This is a genomic window from Reyranella sp. GW821-FHT12G01, from assembly GCF_058806575.1.
The window spans coordinates 32,497-47,934 of the sequence record NZ_JBXAPV010000002.1 but is presented as its reverse complement, the minus strand read 5'-3'; the positions used below and the strand labels follow the sequence as shown (position 1 = coordinate 47,934).

The 15,438-nt window shown below is 67.2% G+C and carries 15 protein-coding genes; 6 read left to right on the top strand and 9 right to left on the bottom strand.

Annotated features, from left to right (window positions below):
* Positions 1–6 precede the first annotated feature (6 nt).
* Positions 7–1,062, top strand: a complete 1,056-nt coding sequence (locus tag AC1RP5_RS19730; RefSeq protein ID WP_493113522.1) for a glycosyltransferase — start codon at positions 7–9, stop codon at positions 1,060–1,062.
* Positions 1,059–3,221, top strand: a complete 2,163-nt coding sequence (locus AC1RP5_RS19725) for a hypothetical protein (RefSeq protein ID WP_493113520.1) — start codon at positions 1,059–1,061, stop codon at positions 3,219–3,221. The genes AC1RP5_RS19730 and AC1RP5_RS19725 overlap by 4 nt, the downstream gene beginning before the upstream one ends.
* Here the strand turns inward: AC1RP5_RS19725 and AC1RP5_RS19720 are convergent.
* Entirely contained in the window at positions 3,218–4,249 is a 1,032-nt protein-coding gene (locus AC1RP5_RS19720) for a 5-methyltetrahydropteroyltriglutamate--homocysteine methyltransferase (RefSeq protein ID WP_493113518.1), read from the bottom strand. The genes AC1RP5_RS19725 and AC1RP5_RS19720 overlap by 4 nt on opposite strands.
* A 67-nt stretch (positions 4,250–4,316) precedes the next feature.
* Between AC1RP5_RS19720 and AC1RP5_RS19715 the strand changes: the two genes are divergently transcribed.
* Both AC1RP5_RS19715 and AC1RP5_RS19710 read left to right on the top strand, forming a co-directional pair.
* Entirely contained in the window at positions 4,317–6,113 is a 1,797-nt protein-coding gene (locus AC1RP5_RS19715; RefSeq protein WP_493113516.1) for a phospholipase D-like domain-containing protein, read from the top strand.
* The gene (locus AC1RP5_RS19710) at positions 6,110–6,382 is read left to right on the top strand and encodes a hypothetical protein (RefSeq protein WP_493113514.1); all 273 of its coding nucleotides are present in this window, start codon (positions 6,110–6,112) and stop codon (positions 6,380–6,382) included. Before AC1RP5_RS19715 ends, AC1RP5_RS19710 begins: the two co-directional genes overlap by 4 nt.
* Positions 6,383–6,394: 12 nt before the next feature.
* On the opposite strand, the gene AC1RP5_RS19705 is transcribed toward AC1RP5_RS19710, so the two are convergent.
* The 3 genes from AC1RP5_RS19705 to AC1RP5_RS19695 are packed head-to-tail and all read right to left on the bottom strand — an operon-like array spanning position 6,395 to position 9,038.
* Positions 6,395–7,801: an amidase gene (locus AC1RP5_RS19705; RefSeq protein WP_493113512.1), complete on the bottom strand. Its 1,407-nt coding sequence runs from the start codon at positions 7,799–7,801 to the stop codon at positions 6,395–6,397.
* 11 nt (positions 7,802–7,812) lie between these two features.
* Positions 7,813–8,175, bottom strand: coding sequence for a VOC family protein (locus AC1RP5_RS19700; protein WP_493113510.1), 363 nt, complete (start codon positions 8,173–8,175; stop codon positions 7,813–7,815).
* On the bottom strand, positions 8,172–9,038 hold the full coding sequence (locus tag AC1RP5_RS19695; protein WP_493113508.1) for a LysR substrate-binding domain-containing protein: 867 nt from the start codon (positions 9,036–9,038) through the stop codon (positions 8,172–8,174). The genes AC1RP5_RS19700 and AC1RP5_RS19695 overlap by 4 nt, the downstream gene beginning before the upstream one ends.
* A gap of 100 nt (positions 9,039–9,138) precedes the next feature.
* On the opposite strand from AC1RP5_RS19695, the gene AC1RP5_RS19690 reads away from it, so the two are divergent.
* On the top strand, positions 9,139–10,212 hold the full coding sequence (locus AC1RP5_RS19690) for an NAD(P)H-dependent flavin oxidoreductase (protein ID WP_493113506.1): 1,074 nt from the start codon (positions 9,139–9,141) through the stop codon (positions 10,210–10,212).
* Here the strand turns inward: AC1RP5_RS19690 and AC1RP5_RS19685 are convergent.
* Positions 10,193–10,786 carry a TetR/AcrR family transcriptional regulator gene (locus AC1RP5_RS19685; RefSeq protein WP_493113504.1) on the bottom strand — a complete coding sequence of 198 codons (594 nt, stop codon included), beginning with the start codon at positions 10,784–10,786 and terminating at the stop codon, positions 10,193–10,195. The two genes, AC1RP5_RS19690 and AC1RP5_RS19685, sit on opposite strands and share 20 nt — an antisense overlap.
* Before the next feature lie 45 nt (positions 10,787–10,831).
* On the opposite strand from AC1RP5_RS19685, the gene AC1RP5_RS19680 reads away from it, so the two are divergent.
* A complete protein-coding gene (locus AC1RP5_RS19680) occupies positions 10,832–11,299 on the top strand; it encodes a VOC family protein (RefSeq protein WP_493113502.1) in 468 nt (155 codons plus the stop codon).
* Here AC1RP5_RS19680 and cutA read toward each other — a convergent pair.
* Genes cutA through AC1RP5_RS19660 form a run of 4 tightly spaced genes read right to left on the bottom strand, consistent with a single transcriptional unit; the run spans position 11,296 to position 15,436 of the window.
* The gene (gene cutA, locus AC1RP5_RS19675; protein WP_493113500.1) at positions 11,296–11,610 is read right to left on the bottom strand and encodes a divalent-cation tolerance protein CutA; all 315 of its coding nucleotides are present in this window, start codon (positions 11,608–11,610) and stop codon (positions 11,296–11,298) included. The two genes, AC1RP5_RS19680 and cutA, sit on opposite strands and share 4 nt — an antisense overlap.
* On the bottom strand, positions 11,607–12,641 hold the full coding sequence (locus AC1RP5_RS19670; RefSeq protein WP_493113498.1) for a S1C family serine protease: 1,035 nt from the start codon (positions 12,639–12,641) through the stop codon (positions 11,607–11,609). The genes cutA and AC1RP5_RS19670 overlap by 4 nt, the downstream gene beginning before the upstream one ends.
* A 29-nt stretch (positions 12,642–12,670) precedes the next feature.
* Positions 12,671–14,101 (bottom strand): glutamine synthetase family protein, encoded by a 1,431-nt coding sequence (locus AC1RP5_RS19665; protein ID WP_493113497.1) that lies wholly within the window; start codon positions 14,099–14,101, stop codon positions 12,671–12,673.
* A gap of 3 nt (positions 14,102–14,104) precedes the next feature.
* On the bottom strand, positions 14,105–15,436 hold the full coding sequence (locus AC1RP5_RS19660) for an aromatic ring-hydroxylating dioxygenase subunit alpha (protein WP_493113495.1): 1,332 nt from the start codon (positions 15,434–15,436) through the stop codon (positions 14,105–14,107).
* Positions 15,437–15,438 lie beyond the last annotated feature (2 nt).

The following is a 15,438-nucleotide window of genomic DNA, read 5'->3' as shown; positions in this document are numbered from 1 at the left end:
GGGGCGATGACCGAACTGTCCATCGTCGTGCCGACCTTCAACGAGGCCGGCAACGTCGCGCTCGTCCTCGACGAGCTCGCGAAGGCGCTGGGAGAACGGGCGTGGGAACTGATCGTCGTCGACGACAATTCGCCCGACGGGACGGCCGATCTGGTGCGCGGGCTGGCGAAGGACCGGCCCAATGTCCGCTGCCTGCAGCGCATTCAGGATCGTGGCGCCTCGTCGGCGGTCCACTGGGGCGTCCAGGCCGCCCATGGTGACGTCGTTGTGGTGATGGATGGCGACCTGCGGGACGACCCGGCGCTGATCCCGGCCATGCTCGATGCCCTGGAGCAGGGCAGCGACATTGCATCGGGCTCCCAGCCCTTGGCGCCGGGCATCGGCCGCCGGCTGGTCAATCTCTATCTCGGTCGCCAGCTCGTCGATCCGCTGACTGGCTTCTTCGCCACCTCGCGCACTCTGTTCCTGCGGTCGATCCCGCGCATGCAGGGCGACGGCTTCAGGGTCTTCTTCGACCTGGCCCATCTCAACCGCCGAGCCAGCATCAAGGAACTGGAAGCGAGCGTCCGTCCCTCGCGACACGTACCGCCGGTGCGGCAGCGCCACATCCTGTGGGCGCTGCTGTGTGACGTGATCTCCAAGCTGGCGGGCGGTCTGGTGCCCCCACGGCTGGTGAGCTTCGTCGGCGTCGGCGTGATCGGCTCGAGCGTGCACTTCTCCATGCTCTATGCTTGCCTGGCGGCCGGCGCTGCCTTCTGGCTGTCGCAGGCGCTGGCCACCATCACCGCAATGGTCTTCAACTTCACGATCAACAACATCCTGACCTACCCGACGACGCGACTGCGGAACGCCAGCTACTACAAGGGCCTGCTGCTCTACAGCGTCATCGCCTCGTTCGGCATCGTGGCCAATGTCAGCACCGCCCAACTCACCTACGAGCACTTCAAAGGCCATACCTTCATCGCCGCCTGCATGGGCATCTTCATCGACGTGATCTGGCGGTTTGTCGTCTCGAACCGGCTGATCTGGGGACGGTCGTCCGTCTTCAGGAAAACGCCGTGACGGCGCGCGAACGCCTGATCTGCCTCGGCGCCACGGTGCTGATGCTGGTCGAGGTCGCCATCCTCGATTCGCGAACCCTGTTTCTGCTCACGGGCCTGGTCACGGTGCTCGGCGCACTGGCGCTCGTGCACCTGGGCGCCCGGCGGCGCGGGGAGGGCAACGGCCCGCTGCTCTACGCCGTGGGCGTGCTGGGCGCCGTCGTGGGCTACTGCTATCTGGCGCTGGCGCCTTCCGGTGCTCTGTCTCCGACCGACGAGATCGTCGACTGGGGGCGCATGGACAAGCGGGCGCTCATCTTCGCCTATCTCGCTGTTCCGGCTTTCATCGCCTTTCACTGGCTCTGGGTGGCCTACGACCGGGGCCTGCCGCCGGCAGTCGCGCGGCCCGCGACGGCCGTACCCTGGTCGAGATGGATGCTGCGGATTCTCGGCGCGCTGGTCATCGCGGTCCTCGCATATTTCTGGCTCGGCGTGCCGGCACTGCGCAGTGTCGTCGTCCTCAACGACTTCGACCTGATCCGGTCCTACGACATCCACTCGCATGTCCATCTGAGCTCGCTGCAGCAGATCAAGCTCGGCGCGATCCCTTACCTGGAGGCCCAGACCCAGTATGGGCCGGGCAACCAGCTGCTCCTGAGCGGCCTCGTCGAACTGGTGCACTTCAGCAACCACGGCTTCTTCGCCGCCAATGTCCTCCTCAACGTCGCCTGTGTCGTCGTCTTTTTCGTCGTCGTGCAGCAGTTCCTGGGATTCGGTTGGGCTCTTGCCGGCCTGATCGGCTGGGCGCTGCTGCCCAGTCCGGCCGGCGCGATCGACCTGGCGGGCTGGGCCGTGTTCACGCGCTGGCTGTCGATCCCGATCCTGTCGCTCTGGCTTGCCTGGCTGCTGCTCGGCCCGGGGTCGGCGCGGCGCGGTTGGTTGGCACCTGTGGCGGCGGGCGTGTTGTGGGGCGTGGGGGGCTTTCTCAGCCAGGAAAGCCTGACCGGCGGTTTCTTGGTCTTCGCCTTTTCGCTCGCCCTGTTCGGCCCAGCCTCCGGCATGACGCTGAAGGCGACGGCGCGATTCGCGGCGCTGTTCCTCGTCACCGGGATCGTGCTCTTCGTCGCGCTCATCTCGGCATTCGTGGGACCGTCGCACTTCTTCGAGGTCGCGGCGCTCGCCAATGCCAAGTCGAGCCTGGTGATGGCCGGCCTTTCCAACTCGATCTGGTCGGACAGGATCGACTTCGAGATCGTCCTGAAGGTCGTGCATGGCCGGCTGCAGTCGGGCTTCACGGCGTCCGGCGACTTCCGGGAACTGCTCTACACTTATGGGCTCGTGCCGCTCTTCCTGCTGACCGTGGGCATCCTCGCGGCATTCCTCGCGCGGCGGGGACGGGCGGGCGACGACGCGGCGAGAAGCTTCGTCGTCAAGTTCGCCGGCGTGCTGGTCGGTGCGCTGGTGTTGCACCTCTTCGCGCTGCTGCGATCCGACACGTCGCATCTCTACGGCCCGTCCTTCCTGCTGCCGTTGTTTGTCGTGATGCTGCCGGTGTTCGTCTGGCATTGCCTCAGGCGGGGCGCGGCGCGCAACGCCCTGCTGGTTCTGTCGTTGGCGCTGATCGCGGAAGCCGTCGTTGCCGAACCGGCCGAGGTCGAGAAGAGGGTCGTGGGAATGGGCGGCGCGTGGCGCGACTCGGTCGAGGTCGCCAACCTCTATCGTGAGCTGCGCAGCCACAGGGGCGAGACGCCCGACCTGGCCGCGCTCTATTCGCCGATCCCGCGCTACCAGACGGCCTTCCGCAATCAGCCGGACTTCCTTGAAGTGGAGGAGCTGTTCGGCCTGCTGCGGGATCGCCTGCAGGGACGGCGAGTCGAGCTGGGCTCCTACGGCATCAACGGGCTGATCGCCCATCCCGACACGTTCTACTTCCTGGCGGGCCTGCGTTCGGTCTCGGGCATCACCTCGCCGAAGAACAGCATCTGGCTGCGCTCCGAACAGGACGCGTGGATCGCCAGGGTCGCCAGCGCCCGCAGTGGCTGCCTCTTCTTCAACGCCGATTCAAACAAGAAGCTGGTCGATGCCTGGATGCAGTCGGTGAAACCGCCGCAGACGATGGTGGTCGAGCAGATCGCCGGCAAGCGCGCCTACGGCACGCTTGCCTGCAAGGGCGGTTCCTAGGCCAGTTCCTTCCGCACGATCGCGGCCCCGTCGCTCAACGCCTTGAGCTTTCCAAACGCCGTGGCGCGCGGCAGGTACTTCATGCCGCAATCGGGCGCGGGCAGGAGCTTGTCGGGGCCTATATGCTTCAGGCCGGCGCGGATGCGGTCGGCGACCTTTTCCGGCGTCTCGATTGCAGGATCGCTGAGGTCGATCACGCCCAGCATCACCTTCTTGGGCGCCAGATCCTTCAGCACGCCGAGGTCGATCTTGGGCTGCGCCGATTCGATCGAGATCTGCTGGGCGATCGTGTCGGAAAGCTGCGGCAGGAAGGAATAGCCGGTGGGCTTGAGGCCAGTCACGACCGCGGCATAGCCGAAGCAAAGGTGGATCACCGTGGGCACGGTCAGTCCCTGCAGGGCGCGGTTGATGACCTTCACCGCATAGCGCTGCGCTTCCTCGGGATTGTTGCGCAGCCAGGGCTCGTCGAGCTGGATCACGTCGGCGCCCGCCTTGACGAGATCATGCGCTTCCTCGTTCACGGCCTGCGCATAGTCCATGCACATCGCCTCGGCGTCCTTGTAGAACTCGTCCTTCACCTGCTGGCCCATGGTGAAGGGGCCGGGCAGGGTGATCTTGGCGAGGTGCCCCGTGTTGGCGCGCAGGAACTGCATGTCGCGCAGTTCGACCGGCCCGGTGCGTCGGATCTTGCCCACGACCCGCGGCACCGGCGTGCGGTTGCCCGTCCGGTTCACGATCTCGGCCGGGTTCTCGTTGTCGACGCCTTCGAGCGCCGTCGCGAAGCGGTTCGAATAGCTTTCGCGCCGCATTTCGCCATCGGTGATGATGTCGATGCCGGCGCGTTCCATGTCGCGGATGGCAAGCAGGGTGGCGTCGTCCTGCGCCTGCTCAAGCCACGGCTCGGAGACCCGCCACAGCTCCTTCACGCGCGTGCGCGGCACGCCCTTGCTCAGCATCTCGCGGTTCACCAGCCAGTCCGGCTGGGGGTAGGAGCCGACGACGGTGGTCTGCAGGAGCATTTCGCCCATTGTGAAATCCCGTTTCTCGCGAAGCTTTGATTGCACGGCAGTCTGGGACCCGATTAAGTCCCTGTCCATGTTCAGACGCCTTGCCTTGTTGCTGATACTCGCCGCGGTTGGCTCCTGCAGCGGCGACCTGCCGAGCAGTTCGGTAAATGACAGTCAGGCCCAGAGCGAACGCGCCTTCGGTCTGCTGCGGCCCTCTACTTCGATCCTGGCCCTGATACGCGATCGCGATATCCGTTCACCCGACCTTTCGGCACCCGATCCGCTGCAGCAGCTCCAGCGCGAGCTCGCGAAAAGTGATCCAGCGGGTGCCTTCGCCGGCATCACCTACGACCTGACGCGCGGCAACAGCCTGGTCGTCGACTGGCTGGTGCAGACGCCCAATCGCTGGGGCCGCAAGGCCGACGACCTCACCTGGTTCGCGATGGGCTGCAAGGATTGCGAACCCGATATCTCGCTGCCCGCCTGCAGCACCGATGCCGACTGCCACGGCGGCACTTGCACCGCGATCTGGCCGCGCACGCCGGGCCTGCGGAGCGCCGCGCGAAAAGTCTGTCTCGGCCATTCCGATGCGCTGCCCATCCGAATCCACGACCTGGTCGCCAGCGCCCGCCAGAGCGTCGACATCGTGGCGCTACAGCCCGCGCCGACCGGGCGGTATGTCGCCGCGCTAAGGGCTGCCATCGCCGAGCTGGCGTTCAGCCGCCGCCAGATCGAGGTCCGCGTTCTGATCGGGCAGTTCCCGCCCAAGGGCGTCGACGCGGCGGCATTCCTCAACGAGCTGGTCGAGACCGCGCGCACCATTCCGGGATCGCGTGTGACCGTCAGCGTCTCGGCGATGCGCAGCTGCACGGTTCTGGAATCCTGCAACAGCTTCTCGTGGAACCACGGCAAGTTCATCGTCGTGGACGGCCGTGAGGCCATCGTTGGTGGGCACAATCTATGGACCGAGGACTATCTCCTCGACAATCCCGTGCACGATCTGTCGATGCAAGTGAGGGGGCCCGCCGCGGCCAGCGCGTCGCGCTTTGCCGACCGGCTGTGGAGCTTCGTCTGCGGCAATCTCACCTACAAGGAGTCGATCTCCCTGGTGACATACGTGCCCGGCGAGAGCGAACCCAGCCAACGCTGCCCGGCCGCGCTTGCGACCCGCCGTGCGCCGGCCGGCACGGGAGGCGTCGAGATCATGGGGATCGGCCGGCTGGGCTCCGGCATCACCGAAGACTTCGCCAACCAGAGCGAACTGGCGCGCGACCTGATGTTTGGCGCCGCGCGCAAGACGATCCGCGTCGCCCAGCAGGATCTCGGCTTCCGGCTCGGTCGCTCCGACACACTGTTCCCCGAAAGCTCGTTCGACGAGATGATCGACCTGATGGAGCGCGATGGCGACGTCTACGTCGTGCTGTCCAATCCCGGTTCGATCGGCAACGGCGGCAGCCCTTACTACAACGACGTGCCGCTGCGGGCGGTGGCGAAGCGGATCAAGGACATCGTGCAGAAGCGCATCGACACGGCCGATCCGCGGTCGCGCTACGCCGTCCGCAAGGGACCCGATCCGGTGAACGCCATGCTGTGCAGCCGCTTCCACCTGGCGCCGTTCCGCTTCGGGCCCGACGATTCGTGGCCCGGCGGCAAGACCATCGCCAATCACTCCAAGCTCTGGATGGTCGATGACCGGATTTTCTATCTCGGCTCCGACAACATGTATCCGGTGAACCTGCAGGAGTTCGGCTTCATCGTCGACGATCAGAAGGCCGCCGAGACCTTGCTCGATTCGTACTGGAAGCCGCTCTGGCAATGGTCGAGCCGTGTCGCCGTCTCAGGCGAGGGCGTCGAAAACTGCATCTTCCGGGAGCTGATCAAATGAAAAACCGGATCAAGTTGCTGATTCCCGCCCTGGCCCTGTGGCTGCCGATCACGGCTTCGGCCGCACCCGGCGACGCGGCCTATTGCAGCGCGTTGGCCAAAAAGTACGAGGACCTCGTGGTCAATCGGGGCGGTGGGCGCGGGACAACGCAGAGCGGGGTCGAGACCGCCGTGGCGCTCGACCAATGCAAGAACGGAAATCCGGCAGGCATTCCCGTCCTCGAGCAGAAGTTGCGCGACCTCAAGATCGAGTTGCCGCCGCGCAATTGAGGTTTTAGGCGCCTAGGCGCCCGCGGGATCGACCGGCTTCACGATCCCTTCGCACGCTTCGATCACCTCGCCGGCGTCGAGGCAGAGATCCTCACGGTTGCGCATCGACATGATCTGGACGCCGGTGCGCAGCTTGCCGTGGCTGCCGACCGGCACGGCGAGGCCGGGCAGGCCGAGCAGCGGGGCGATCAGGGCGGAGCGCATCGATTCCAGCACGCCGCGCTGGCCCTCGACCGTGATGTCGGCCACCTGCTTGGGCGGCAGGTCGCAGAGGGTCGGGAAGATGACCAGTGGCCATTGCTGGAAGAACGTCATCCAGCGGAAGGCGAGAGCCTCGCGCTCGGTGAGCGCCGCGACGTAGGTCGCGATATCGACCGGCTTGTGAACGGAGAGCCAGGCCTGCATGGCGGCGATTCCGTCGGGATCGCCCATCTTCTGCATCGTCGGCCACAGGCCGCCCAGCACGTCGGTCACGCAGATCTGGTGCCACAACTCCACGCCACGCTCGATGTCGGGCGGCAAGACTTCCTCGACGACGTAGCCGGCGGCCTTGAGATGCTTGCCGGCCTGCCGCACCGCCGCGACCTGGGCGGAATGGCTCTTGCCGCCGGGCACCTCGGGCACGATCGCGACCTTGATCGGTCGCGCCGGCGGCGTGCCGCGCATCGGCACGTCGTTCCAGCGCCAGTCGCGCCGGTCGCCGCGCGCCATCACCTCGAGGGCGAGGCGGGCATCGCGCACCGTGCGGGTATGGGGGCCCTGCGTCGCCATCAGGACGGCGCCGATCGGGCGGCCTGCAGCGGCGCCGGTCGGGTTGAAGGAGGGCACGCGGGCGAAGCCGGTGCGCAGGCCGACGACGCCGTTGCAATAGGCGGGGACACGCACCGAGCCGCCGATGTCGTTGCCGTGGGCGATGGCGCCGATGCCGGTCGCCGTCGCAGCGCCCGCGCCGCCGCTCGAGCCGCCCGGCGTCACGCTGGGGTCGAGCGGGTTGAGCGTGCGGCCATGCAGGGCATTGTCGGTGAAGATGCGCATCGAGAAGGCCGGCGCATTGGTGCGGCCCACGATGATCGCGCCGGCATGCTTCAGGTTGGCGACGACGGGGCTGTCTTCCTGCGCGATCAGGTCTTTTAGCGGAATGACGCCGTTGTCGGTCGGCAGGCCCGCCTGGTCGACGTTGATCTTGGTCGTGATGGGCACGCCGTGCAGCGGCGGCAGGGCGTGGCCGCGCGAACGGGCGGCGTCGGCCGTCTCGGCCTCGGCGCGGGCTTCGCTCTCCAGAACACGCACGACGGCGTTGATGGCGGGGTTGACCTTGTGCAGCCGGCCGAGGACAGAATCGACCGCCTCCCGCGCCGAAGCCTGTCCCGTGCGGATCAATCGCGCCAGGTCGGTCGCGTCGTACTGCCAAAGCTCCATGACACCCTCGCTTAACTCTTTTTCAGTTCCGTGCCGAAGAAGATCATGTTGCCGTCTCCGTCCGCAATGCCGAAGTCACGCAGGCCATAATCCTGGTCCTTGGGCGCATTGAGGATCTTCGCGCCGCGACGGACGAGATCGGCGTGCAATGCATCGACATCGTCGACGTAGATACTTACCGCGCCGTGGCCGGGCGGCCGTGGCGCCTTTGCCGCCGAGATCAGATGCAGGGAAACTTCGCCCGAGCACAGGCCGACATAGAAAGTCGGCGTGCCGTACTCGAAGGCGACGTCGAAGCCGACACGATCGCGATAGTAGGCGAGGCTCGCAGCGGAGTCCTTGACGGTGAAGATCGTGGTGCTGCCGCGCATCATTTGGTTTCTCCCTTGGTCACGTGTTTCTGGAAGGCGAGCAGGGCGCTGGACGGGAGCATGTCGCGCCGGCGAACGAAGACGGTCTGCACCCGCGCCTCGTTGGCCGGCAGCCGGTGCGCACGCACCGCGCCGCCGCGCCAGACGGGGCCGATCAGGGTGCGCGGCAGCAGGGTGACTCCTAGGCCTGCAGCGACGGCGCCTAAAATGGCTTCGAGGGTGCCGAATTCCAACCGGCGCAGACCGACCACGCCCCGCCGAGCCAACACTTCCTCGAGCCGCTGCCGGTAGGAGCAGCCAGCCCGCAGGATCACGAGCCGCAGGTCCGGGCGCCGAAGCACCGCCGCCAGTGAGGTTTCGGCCGGCGCGCTGAGCAGGGCGAGTTCCTCGGTGAAGGCCGGTGTCGAGACGAGTTGCGGGTGGACGACCGGTCCGCAGACGAAGGCACCTTCGAGGTCACGGGCCAGCACGCGCTCGACCATCTCGGCCGTCGTCCCGGTGCGCAACACGACATCGACGCTCGGATGGGCGCGCACATAGGAGGCGAGCAACGGTGAGAGTCTGAGAGCTGCCGTCGTTTCCAGGGAGCCGACGGTGAGCGTGCCGCGCGGTGCGCCATCGTCCCGCGCCGCCCGACTGGCCTCGTCGAGCAGCGCGCCAACACGCGTCGCATAAGGCATCAACCGCTCGCCGGCCGGGGTGAGGCGAGCACCGGCGCGGCTGCGTTCGAACAGGGAGACGCCGAGCGCTTCCTCGAGGCGCCGGACGCGCTGCGTGACGTTCGATTGCACGGTGTTCAATTCGAGCGCCGCGCGGCCCATACCGCCCAGGCGCGCCACCGCCTCGAACGTGGCCAGGTCCTTCATGTCCATTGCATCAGAATATCAGATGGCATCGATTAGTATAAATCGCTGATTGGAATGCCGCCGCGCGGCTTAGAGTGCGGGCACAACAAGGAGAATCGCCATGAACTGGCAGGACCGCCGCCTTCTCGACCTTTTCGGCATCGAGCATCCCATCCTCCAGGCGCCGATGGCCGGCGTGACCTCGCCGCAGATGGCGATCGCCAGTTCCGAAGCCGGGGCGCTGGGCTCGATCGCCGGCGCGATGCTGACCCTGGATGGCCTGCGGCAGGAATTCCAGATGGTGAAGCAGGGAACGGCCCGGCCGTTCAACGTGAACTTCTTCGTGCACAAGCCGCCGACGGTCGATGCGGCCCGTGATGTCGCATGGCGCCAGAAGCTCGCGGGTTATTACGAAGAGCTGGGCGTGGCCCCGGGCACCAAGGGACCGTCGCGCGCCGCGTTCGACGGGGCGGCCTGCGATCTGGTGCTGGAGTTCAAGCCCAAGGTCGCAAGCTTCCACTTCGGCCTGCCTGACAAGGCGCTGATGCTGCGGCTCAAGACGGCCGGCATCCTGGTCATCGCTTCGGCGACGACGGCGGAGGAGGCGCGCTGGCTGGAGGGCGAGGGCGTCGATGCGGTCATTGCCCAGGGCGCGGAGGCGGGCGGTCATCGCGGCATGTTCCTGGTCGACGATGTTGGTCGTCAGGCCGGGACGATGGCGCTGGTGCCGCAGGTCGTGGATGCGGTGAAGGTGCCGGTGATCGCCGCCGGCGGCATCGGTGACGGCCGCGGCATCGCGGCGGCGCTGGCCCTCGGCGCCGCGGGCGCGCAGATCGGCACGGCCTTCATGCTGACGCCGGAAGCGCGGACGGCCGCGTTGCATCGCGCAGCGTTGAAGCAGGCTAACGACAACAGCACCACACTCACCAACGTGTTCACCGGTCGCGCCGCGCGCGGCATCGTGAACCGCCTCGTGAGCGAGGTTGGGCCGATGAGCCCCGACGCGCCGACCTTCCCGCTGACAGCGGAGGCGAGCCAGCCGCTGCGCGGGCCAGCCGAGGCCAAAGGCTCGACCGACTTCACGCCGCTGTGGAGCGGACAGGCGCCGACCCTGGCCCGCGAGATGGGCGCCGGTGAGCTGGTGAAGACGATGGTGCGTGAGACCGAGAGCGTTCTCAGCCGCGTGCGCGGATGACGGTGCCTAAAAGCTGATCGACGAAGCCGCGCGTGATCGGCGCGTGGCCCATCAGCAGCCGGTAGAAGAGGGGCCCGAATACGAGGTCGAGCGTGACCTCCATGTCCTCGGGCGGCTCGATCGCCTTCTCGGCCACGCAGCGTTCCAGCAGGGCACGCGTGGCGTCTCGGTTGCGGGCGATGAACTCGTTACGGAAGGCCTTGGCGAGCTCGGTCTCGGACTGGGCCGCGGCGACCATGGCGGCGACGCTGCGCCCGGCGGGCGCCGCGAAGGCATCCGCGAGCGCGTGGAGTTGCGCGCGTAGCGCCGAGAGAGCGCTCTTCGGTGACCGGGCGGCCTCGGCCGCGCCCGTCGTCTCCAGGAATGCAGCCATCGCCACGGCGGGGGCGTTTGGCCAGTAGCGATAGATCGTGGGGCGGCTCACGCCGGCCTTTTGCGCGATCGCCTCGATGGTGACGGCCGTCAGTCCGCCGCGTTCGAGCAGGGCACGCGCAGCGACAAGGATGGCGGCGCGGGTGCGGGGATCGCGCGGACGGCCGCGCACCGAAACGGGTGGAGGAGCTTGACGGGGCATCTATTAACGTTACGATACGTAATGTAATATAACACAGGTGATGCCATGACCGCAAAGACCGCGACTTCGGGTCAGACCGTGCAGGCGCACATGACCGTGCACGACGCCAAGGCGGCGATCGATTTCTACGTGAAGGCGTTCGGCGCCGTGGAACTGTTCCGGCTGGTCGAGCCGGCCGGCCGGATCGGCCATGCCGAGATCCGGATCGGCGACACCGTGCTGATGATGAACGACGAGTATCCCGACTTCGGCGCGAGAAGCCCCGGCGCCATCGGCGGCTCGCCGGTCGCGTTCCACATCAGGGTCCCCGACGCCGACAAGGCCGTCGACCGCGCCGTGGCGGCCGGCGCCACGTTGGTGCGGCCAGTTCAGGATCAGTTTTATGGCGACCGATCCGGCATGGTCGCCTGTCCCTTCGGCTACCGCTGGTTCCTCGCCGCCGTGAAAGAAGTGCTGAGCCCGGACGAGCTACAGAAGCGCTGGACCGAGATGCTGGAAGCCGGCCAGACCTAAACCGCCACACTCTCCTCGATCCACGCCGCGTAGGCGGGGGCGACGTGCATCATCGGGAAGGCATGGATCGCCGGTACCTCGTAGGGATGCAGGTCGAGGATCGCGCGCTCGACGGCGCTGTAGTGTTCGTCGAGCGTCTTGAACAGGATGCGATACTCCTTGCCGGTCTCGATCGAGCCCTTCCAGCTGTAGACGCTCTCGATCCGCGAGATCTGGGCGCAGGCGGCGAGCTTCGCTTCCACCAGCGCCCGCGCAAGCGTTCGGGCATCCTTGCGGTTGGCGACGGTCGTGACGACGGCAATGGCGGTCATGTCTCGCGTTCCTCGATCCTCTCGACCGGCATCACGGTGATGCGGCGCAGCGCAGCGCCGGCGATGACGGTCAGCACCGTCTCGATACCGATGCGCGCGCCGCTCAGCAATCGCACCAGATCGTCGGCGCCCGTGACCGGCTGGCCGTCGAGCGCGATCACGATGTTGCCGGTCTGCAGGCCGGCCCTGGCCGCGGGGCCCTCGGCCTCGACGGCATCGAGTACGACGCCACGCGCCTGCGCAAGGCCCAGCGCCAGGGCAAGCCGGCGCGGCAGGACCAGGGTCTGGCCAGAGACGCCGATGAAGGCGCGTCGCACGCGGCCGTGACGCACGATCTCGCTCACGACGTGGCTGGCGGTGTTGCTGGCGACGGCGAAGCAGATGCCCTGGGCGCCGGCGATGACGGCGGTGTTGATGCCGATGACCTCGCCGCGCGAGGAAACGAGCGGCCCACCCGAGTTGCCGGGATTGAGAGCGGCGTCGGTCTGGATGACGTCGTCGATCAGCCGGCCGGTTTGTGCCCGCAGCGAGCGGCCGAGCGCTGAGACGACACCGGCCGTCACCGTCGATTCGAAGCCCAGCGGATTGCCGATCGCCACCACGAGCTGGCCGCGCTTCAGCTCCTTGGAATTGCCGAGCCGGGCGGCCGGCAACGAGACATCGTCGATCACGCGCAGCAGCGCGAGGTCGGTGTGCGGGTCGTTGCCCATGACCCGTGCCTTCACGGTGCGCGCATCGGCGAGCGCCAGTCGCACGGACGAGGCGCCCTGCACGACGTGGCTGTTGGTCAGGACCAGCCCATCGGGCGAGATCACGACGCCCGAGCCGGTGCCGCCGCGGCGGCGGGCCTCGGGATCGGCCGGCGTCTCGACCCGGACGACGGAGGGGCTGACGAGGTCGACGACATCGACGACGGCGCGCGAATAGGCGTCGAACAGCGCGGCGTCGTCAGCGGTGGTTTCGACGGGGATACCAGGTATCTCCACATCGCGGCGCTCGTCATCGACGAGCAGGGGATCGAAGTCGAACATGCCCGCTATATGGGGAGCGGACCGGATTTCTAGAACAGGGAGAAATACTCCCGCTGCTCCCAGTCGCTGACCTCCAGCTCGAAGCGATCGATCTCGGCCTGCTTCAGGCGCAGGTAATAATCGACGAAGAAATCACCCAGCCCAGCGCGCAACACCTTGCTCTCCTTGAGCGCCGCCAGAGCTTCGCCGAGCGAACGCGGCAGCAGCGGCGCCTTGGCCTCGTAGGGCGTGTCGGCCGAGGGGCCGGGATCGAGCTTCCGTTCCAGCCCGTCAAGGCCACAGACGATCTGGCTTGCCATATAGAGATAGGGATTGGCGGCAGGCTCGCCGACGCGGTTTTCGAGATGGGTCGCGGGATCGCCGGGACCACCCAGCACGCGCACCATCACCCCGCGATTGTCGCGGCCCCAGATGGCGCGGTCGGGTGCCAGCGAGAAGGGGCGGTAGCGCTTGTAGCCGTTCAGCGTCGGCGTGCTGAAGGCGGCAGCCGCACGCGCATGCTCCAGCAGGCCCGCCATGTAGTGGCGGCCGGTCGGAGACAGTGGCTCGCCGGCATCGGTGAAGGCGTTGGCGTGCGTCTTCCGGTCGGTCAGCGACTGGTGCAGGTGCCAGCCGCTCGACATCACGTTGGCAAGCTTGGGCCGGCACATGAAGGTTGCGTGGAAGCCGTTGCGCTGGGCGATCTGCTTGGTGGCACTGCGGAACAGCACCATTGTGTCGGCGGGATCGAGGCCCGTGCCGGTGCGGAAGGTGAACTCGACCTGGCTGGGGCCAAACTCGACTTCGAGCGAACGCAACGGCAGGCCGAGATCGACGAGGTTGGTGCGCAGGATCTCCAGGATGGGGTCCATCTCGTCGTAACGCTGCTCGGTCAGGTACTGGTAGCCCTGGTTCAGCAACGACACGTCGGGCGGTTCGCCAGGCTGGCCCGCATCGGTCGTGCCGAGCTTCGCCTTCTCCAGCTTGAACAGATGGAACTCGACTTCGAGGCCGGCAACGAAATCGTAGCCGCGATCGGCCAGCACCCCGAGCGTCTTGCGCAGGACCTGCCGCGTGCAGAGCGGCATCGGCCGGCCGTCGGCGAAGTAGATGTCACACAGCATCCAGCCGGAATGCGGCGCCCAGGGGAGCGCGCGGAAGGTCGTGGGATCGGGCAGCATGACCACGTCGGCCGCGCCCTCCAGTTCCTTCATGCCGAAGCCGCCGCCCGGCTGCCAGACGGGGAACACGGTGCGATGCGACGTGTCCTTCAGCAGCATGGTGGTCGTGAAGCCGACGCCGTTCTTCAGCGCCGCGTCGACCTCGGACGCAGCCAGCGTCTTGCCGCGCAGGATGCCGTGCTGGTCGGCGAAGGCCAGCCGCACGACCGACATTTCGCCCGCCTTCATGCGCCGCTCGGCCTCGCGTGTCGCGGCCTTGCGGTCCTCGGTCCAGAGGCCCGCGCGCTCGACCAGCGTCATCGTCTACGCGACCAGCGGCGGGATGGTATCGGCCGCCCAGCTCGAGGATTGGCGGCGGCGCACGTCGACATCCTTCCAGTAGGCTTCCCAGCCCTCGGTCGGTCCCATGCCGTCGATGGCGACGGGACCTCGGATCGCGGCGGCGCGCTGGCGGTCGAGCCACATGATCGGTCGCTCGCCGTTGCCGACCTGGCCGATGGCCGACAGCAGCATGCGCCGATAGGCGACGATCGCCTTGTCGGTCGTGCCGAGATGCTCGCGCGTGCGATCCTGGATGCGGCCCTGGCTCTCGACGGCCCACTGGTCGTGGACGTTGATGTCGAAGCCCATGCCGGTGAAAGTCTGGTTCTTCTGTTCGGCGACGTTGTAGCCGTAATCGTTGTGGCGGCCGATCAGGGGGCGGTAGTCGGGGAGCTGATAGAGTTTCAGCCGTTGCTCGCGCATCGAGGCATGGTCGACCGGCTTACCGAAGCTGGTGAAGATCGCGTACCAGTAGCAACTCGTATCGTCGATCGGCACGTGCCACTGCGTGATCGTCATCTCCGCGCTCATCGGGATCACGAAGGCGTAGGGGAAGACGAGGTTGGTCACGCGCACATGCGTGTGCTGTTCGTTCAGCTTGCGCAGCGCGAAGAGGCGCAGGCCGTAGTCGGTCGCCTCGACATCGAGCTTCGGCCGCGGGAACTCGCGCAGCAGGCGCGTCATCGGGATCTCGGAATCGGCGGAGGCAGAGCGGAACTGCTTGCCGTAGGCCGCACCGGTATCCTCGTCCTCGTAGAAGCGATGCAGGTAGGAGGCGTGCGCCGGATCGATGCCGACCTCCAGCGCCTGCAGCCAGTTGCACTCGATCAGGCCCTTGAAGGCGAAGGCATGCGTGCCGGGCGCGAGGAAGCAGTCGAAGTCGGGGAAGGCGGGCGCTTCGCCTTCACCCAGGTAGGCGAAGACGATGCCGTTCTTCACGACGACCGGATAGGAGCGCTGGCGCACCCGCTGACAGAGCACGCTGCCCTCGGGCTCGGCCGGCGTCTCCAGACACTTGCCGTCGACGTCGAACAGCCATCCGTGGAACAGGCAGCGCAAGCCGCCATCTTCCAGGCGCCCGAAGGCGAGGTCCGCGCCGCGATGAGGGCAGTCGCGGTCGAGCAGACCGTGCCGGCCGCGCTCGTCGCGGAACAGCACGAAATCCTGCCCCAGCACGCGCACCGGCTTGGCCGGCCGCTCGGCGGGCAGTTCGTCGGCGAGGGCCACGGGATGCCAGTAGTGGCGCATCAGGACGCCGCACCTGGTGCCCGGACCGACGCGGGTCATCAACTCGTTCTGCTCGGGGCTCATCATGC

Coding starts and splice junctions, on each gene's coding strand:
- AC1RP5_RS19730 (WP_493113522.1), top strand. CDS start 7: ATGACCGAACTGTCCATCGTCGTGCCGACCTTCAACGAGGCCGGCAAC.
- AC1RP5_RS19720 (WP_493113518.1), bottom strand. CDS start 4,249: ATGGGCGAAATGCTCCTGCAGACCACCGTCGTCGGCTCCTACCCCCAG.
- AC1RP5_RS19715 (WP_493113516.1), top strand. CDS start 4,317: ATGTTCAGACGCCTTGCCTTGTTGCTGATACTCGCCGCGGTTGGCTCC.
- AC1RP5_RS19710 (WP_493113514.1), top strand. CDS start 6,110: ATGAAAAACCGGATCAAGTTGCTGATTCCCGCCCTGGCCCTGTGGCTG.
- AC1RP5_RS19705 (WP_493113512.1), bottom strand. CDS start 7,801: ATGGAGCTTTGGCAGTACGACGCGACCGACCTGGCGCGATTGATCCGC.
- AC1RP5_RS19700 (WP_493113510.1), bottom strand. CDS start 8,175: ATGATGCGCGGCAGCACCACGATCTTCACCGTCAAGGACTCCGCTGCG.
- AC1RP5_RS19695 (WP_493113508.1), bottom strand. CDS start 9,038: ATGAAGGACCTGGCCACGTTCGAGGCGGTGGCGCGCCTGGGCGGTATG.
- AC1RP5_RS19690 (WP_493113506.1), top strand. CDS start 9,139: ATGAACTGGCAGGACCGCCGCCTTCTCGACCTTTTCGGCATCGAGCAT.
- AC1RP5_RS19685 (WP_493113504.1), bottom strand. CDS start 10,786: ATGCCCCGTCAAGCTCCTCCACCCGTTTCGGTGCGCGGCCGTCCGCGC.
- AC1RP5_RS19680 (WP_493113502.1), top strand. CDS start 10,832: ATGACCGCAAAGACCGCGACTTCGGGTCAGACCGTGCAGGCGCACATG.
- cutA (WP_493113500.1), bottom strand. CDS start 11,610: ATGACCGCCATTGCCGTCGTCACGACCGTCGCCAACCGCAAGGATGCC.
- AC1RP5_RS19670 (WP_493113498.1), bottom strand. CDS start 12,641: ATGTTCGACTTCGATCCCCTGCTCGTCGATGACGAGCGCCGCGATGTG.
- AC1RP5_RS19665 (WP_493113497.1), bottom strand. CDS start 14,101: ATGACGCTGGTCGAGCGCGCGGGCCTCTGGACCGAGGACCGCAAGGCC.
- AC1RP5_RS19660 (WP_493113495.1), bottom strand. CDS start 15,436: ATGATGAGCCCCGAGCAGAACGAGTTGATGACCCGCGTCGGTCCGGGC.